General features: G+C 72.0%; 5 protein-coding genes. 2 read left to right on the top strand and 3 right to left on the bottom strand.

The features are described 5' to 3' along the window. Nucleotides 1-979: lytic transglycosylase domain-containing protein (locus FNH05_RS33180; RefSeq protein ID WP_246128096.1), on the bottom strand; the 979-nt coding region annotated here is incomplete at its 3' end. A 317-nt stretch (nt 980-1296) separates the two neighbouring features. Here FNH05_RS33180 and FNH05_RS33175 point away from each other — a divergent pair. Further along, nucleotides 1297-2088, top strand: a complete 792-nt coding sequence (locus tag FNH05_RS33175; RefSeq protein WP_144592806.1) for a hypothetical protein — start codon at nt 1297-1299, stop codon at nt 2086-2088. 314 nt (nt 2089-2402) lie between these two features. After that, nucleotides 2403-2996, top strand: a complete 594-nt coding sequence (locus tag FNH05_RS33170; RefSeq protein WP_144592805.1) for an RNA polymerase sigma factor — start codon at nt 2403-2405, stop codon at nt 2994-2996. Here FNH05_RS33170 and FNH05_RS33165 read toward each other — a convergent pair. Both FNH05_RS33165 and FNH05_RS33160 read right to left on the bottom strand, forming a co-directional pair. Then, on the bottom strand, nt 2986-3615 hold the full coding sequence (locus FNH05_RS33165; protein WP_144592804.1) for a helix-turn-helix domain-containing protein: 630 nt from the start codon (nt 3613-3615) through the stop codon (nt 2986-2988). The two genes, FNH05_RS33170 and FNH05_RS33165, sit on opposite strands and share 11 nt — an antisense overlap. After that, a complete protein-coding gene (locus tag FNH05_RS33160; protein WP_144592803.1) occupies nt 3612-4385 on the bottom strand; it encodes a response regulator transcription factor in 774 nt (257 codons plus the stop codon). Before FNH05_RS33160 ends, FNH05_RS33165 begins: the two co-directional genes overlap by 4 nt. Between the last annotated feature and the right edge of the window lie 85 nt (nt 4386-4470).

Raw genomic sequence — 4470 nt, 5'->3', positions numbered from 1 at the left:
AAGAAGCACTCGATCCCGGTGTACCGGTCGACGGCGTGGGCGTGGTACTCGTCGTGGCGGGACTCGGCTCGGACGTACCGGCCGGACTGGAAGGCGTTCCGGCAGGCGGCACCGCCACCGGGGATACGGCGCCGGTGGGCGGCTTCTGCGCGGTGACCGGCACCACGACCACGGGTGCCGCACCGGCGCGGTAGGACGCGTCGAGCGCCACCACCATGTCCACATAGGACTCGGAATGGTTGTACCGCAACACGGCCGCCCGTAGGCCGTCGGGATTCCTCAGATCCTCCCCTCCCGCACACAGGTACCGGGCGGCGGCCAGTGCGGCGTCGAAGATGTTGTCGGGATCCGCGCGCCCGTCCCCGTTCCCGTCAGAGGCGTAAACCCGCCAGGTCGACGGGATGAACTGCATCGGGCCCACCGCCCGGTCGAACACCGGATCCCCGTCGAACCCGCCGCCGTCGGTGTCACCGATCCTCGCCGTCCCGGCCGATCCGTCCAGCACGACGCCCCGGATGGCCGGGGCGACCGTGCCGTCGGAGTACAGCCGCGAACCGCCGTAGCGGCCGTGATCGGATTCCACCCTGCCGATCGCCGCCAGCGTGCTCCAGTTCAGCCCGCAGCGCGGGCTGGCACCGGCCAGGGTCGCGGCCGCCGAACGGTAGGCCGCGAACGCGACGTCGGGCAGTCCACCGGGCAGGACTTTGGCGAGCGGCCCGGACACCGGGACGGCGGTGACCGCCGCCGGTGCCGCCGCTCCCGGTGGCGCCGGGTTTTCCCGCGGAGCCGGTGTGGGAGGCAGCGCGTGCGCTCGCCGGGCCGGAGTCTCCTCGGCGAGCGAACGCGGGGCCGGGGCGGCTATGGGCCCCAGCGCTGGGGCCTGTTCCGGCGGACGCCCGAAGGCGAGCGAAAGCCCGGCCAGTACCGCGAGGCAGGCCAGCAGCAACGAGGCGGGCAGTATCGCGCTTCTCCGTCGCACCAGGGTTTTCCAGCATGTGCCCGCGCGTCGGCGCCTGATCATCACATCCCCCGTCGTCGGCTCTCGCCGCAGCGGCAAGCGCTCTCCGGTTTCCCTCCTTCTCAAGACCTGCGGCGGGGCCCGGATCTGATGCGCGGAAACGGGTCGCCGGGCAAAATTGCTACTTGGGAGTAGACAAGAAAGGGAAAAGTGAGCACGATCACAGTCACCTCGGCCCCATCGATGGTTGAGTTCCTCCATGGGTGGGTACGCCGGGGCGCAGTCTTCGTCGAGTGGCGCGCCTGCGGGCCGCCACGGACACCGGGGGAGTGTCGATCGTGACAGGGCCGGCCAGCATGTCCGATGACCGCGAAGGCACCCGGGTTCCCCGGCCGCGCCACCGGCCGGACACCTCCGCCGCCGGACTGCGCGCCCAATGGCACGCCGAAAGCCGGCGACGCGACTGGCCGCGGGATCTTCCCTGGGACGTTCCCGCCACCAGCGCCGTCGTCACGGCCTGCTTCGAGGGCGCCACACCGCCCGACGCACTGCCCGACGCGCTGTACGCGCTCGCGGACGAGCGGCTCGCCGAAGCCGCCTCCCCCGCCGATTTCGCACGCGACATCGAGGCACTCGCGTACTGCCTGGACGACGGGCCCGCGGCGGACGAGCTGATCGGACTGGGACGTCACGCGATCGGCGCGGTGCTGGCCCGCGACCACGTACTGGGCGAGCTCTACTCCCCCGCGACCTCGTTCCGCAGCAGGACCGCGTTCCTGGCCGACCTGACCGGCCCCGCGGCGGCGGGGATGCCGGTGCACGTGTGGACCGCCCGCTGGCGGCCCGCCGCCCGGACCTGGTCCGCCACGGCCACCCAGCTGACCGTCGCCTCCGCGGTCCGCACCGCCCTGCGCGACGGCGAGTCGGCCGCCTACTTCGGCCCGGGCTGCCTGGCCGTACTTCTCACCTCGCCGGGGCGCGGAACGGAACTGGACGAACTGCTGCGCGGGGTCGCGGACCTGGGCCCGGTGGAATCGCTGATCCACACCCGGCCCGACGGTCCGCTCGAACGATGGGGCCGCTGGCTGATCAAGGTGTTCCCGGAATTGATCGACGATCCACTCCCCTGAGACTTGTCTCGAAGTGGTGTGCGGGGCGGTGCGGGAAGCGGAACCTGACGGCCCACCGCAAGCGGCTCCGCCTTGAAGCTCCAAAATGGAGCAATGTGACTCATTCGTTACGCGTCCTTTGCCACGGACGGCGCATTATGCGCGAGGTCCGATCAAGATCCAAGTCGCTTCCGGCCATTCACTCGACTGCCTACCTGTCCGGGTGAAAAACACGGAAACGCCACGTCCCGTAGATCGATCTTTCACCCGACTGGCGGCTACTCGATGTAGTTCCATTTGGAACTTCAGGACCGGGGAAAGAACGAGGAGGGCCCATGAGCCAGGCGCTCGCGGTGAGTCTGGCCGAACTTCCGGACAGCGAACTTCTCACCCAGGCGCGGCACGGCATCGGCGAGGCACTGGTCATCCTGTTCCAGCGGCACCACGGCCCCCTGCTGCGCTACGCGCGCTCGGTGGTCCGCTCCCGCAGCGACGCGGAGGACCTGACCGCCGAGGCACTGCTTCGCATGATGCTGGCCTTGAAGGCGGGCAAGGGCCCCACCACGAACACTCCGGCCTATCTGCGCACCACCGTCCGCAGGCTCGCCGCCGAGCACGGCGGCGACAACGCGCGACTGGTGTCGGTCGGGCTGGCCTTCGCCGAGGCGGAGCGCGACGAAGCCGGACGGCCCGGCGCGCGCGACCAGCCGACCGACCACGAGGCGCTGCTGGATCTGGCCTTCCGGTCGCTGGCACCGCGGTGGCGGCAGGTCCTGTGGATGAGCGAGGTACTGGGCTACCGGCCGCACGAGATCGCCACCGCGCTCGCCATCGCCCCGGCCGCGGCCAGCGCGCTGTTGTGGCGAGCCCGCAGGGCACTCAGGTTCCGCTTCGAAGAACTGCGCCCGGCCGCCCCCGTCAGCGGGTAGCGCCGGGCTCCGGGGGGACGGGCCCGGCAGGCCGGGCAGCCACGGTCCGCCGGTCCAGTGCGCTCAGGGACAGCAGGAGTTCCGCGCAGCGCACCGGTTCCATGCCGGCGATCTCGGCGAGGGCGGTCACCCCGCCCCAGCCGAGCAGGACCTCGCCGGAGCGTGCCCCGCGCGCGCTGGCCCGCGCCCACCGCTGCAGCGGCAGGAGTTCCGGCTGCGTGCACCGCGCCAGCACCGAAAGCGGAACCACGACGGCACCGCGGTCCACGCCGGCGGCACCGCCCACCTTGCCGAAGGCCGACACGCGCCGCTCCGCCTCACCGACCAGGTGGCGCACGGACTGCCCGAGCGCGGCGCACAGCACCGCCAGCGTGTCCATCTTCAAGGCCCGATGACCATCCTCATAGGACGCGATCGCGGACGGGGAGATGCGGCCGCCGGTTCGCGCGCTCAGCTCGCTCCTGCTCAGCCCGTGGGTCCGCCGGAGGTCGCGCAGGAGGAAGACGAGCGTGGCCACGAAGGCGGGAACCCGGTGGCCCGTTTCGTCTTGCGAAACCTTTCCTTCGCTCCGGTCGACGAGTTCCGCTCTCTCGCCGGTCCGGGGCACCGGGGCGGTCACCGGGCCGCTCCCGCCACGGCCTGCCGCATCCGGTCCCCGGCCGCGCCGGGCTCGCCGCCCAGCGTCAGCAGGCCGTGCCGGAAGCCGATCGACACCGCGTGCGTCCGGTCCCGCGCGCGCAGCTTCCGCAGGATGTTCTTCACGTGGGTGCGGACGGTCTCCACGGAAACACCGAAGATGTCGGCGATCGCCGCGTTTTCCAGTCCCTCGGCGAGCAGGTCGAGCACCTGGTATTCGCGCTGGGACAGCGCGACGGCGAGCGCGCTGTTGGCCGCCGCCGGACGCCGCGCCCGGGGCGCCGGTGTGACCGGGCAGTCCGTGGACAGCCCGGCCAGCACCGGATCCAGGTACCGGCGGCCCGGCAGCGTCCGCCGGATCCCCATCAGCAACTGCCCGGCTTCGGCCGCCCGCGGGATCGCCCCCTGCGCCCCGGCTTCCATCATGCGCGCCACGAATTCCGGGTCGTGGTCGCCGTCCTCCACCACGAGCAGCACGGTGAGGCCGTGCTCTCCGGAGGAGAGTATCCGCGTCAGTTCCCCCTGCGGGTCCAGTCTGGAATCCACCAGCACCACGTCGGCCCTGGCGTGCGCCGCCAGCCGCAGCGCCCCGCGCGTGGTGCCCGCGTGCCCCACCCAGGTCAGATCCGGCGCCCGGCCGATCAGCCAGGACAGCCCGGCCCGGTAGATCGCGTCGGCGTCGACGGCGGCGACCAGCCTGCGGCGTCCCTGCTGCGGGATCGGCACCTCGCCAGTGAACTTGCGGTTCGTCATCGGTTCCCTTCCTTCGCCTGGGGCGCGAACCTGAGTCCGGCCGGGCGGTTGTGCTCGCTCACGTTTCGCTCGCCGCCCCGTGCGC

The sequence above is a fragment of the Amycolatopsis rhizosphaerae genome (assembly GCF_007713715.1).
In the GTDB taxonomy this organism is placed as follows: Bacteria; Actinomycetota; Actinomycetes; order Mycobacteriales; family Pseudonocardiaceae; genus Amycolatopsis_E; species Amycolatopsis_E rhizosphaerae.
Note: the sequence above shows the minus strand (reverse complement) of the source record. Positions and strands in the feature narration are given on the sequence as shown.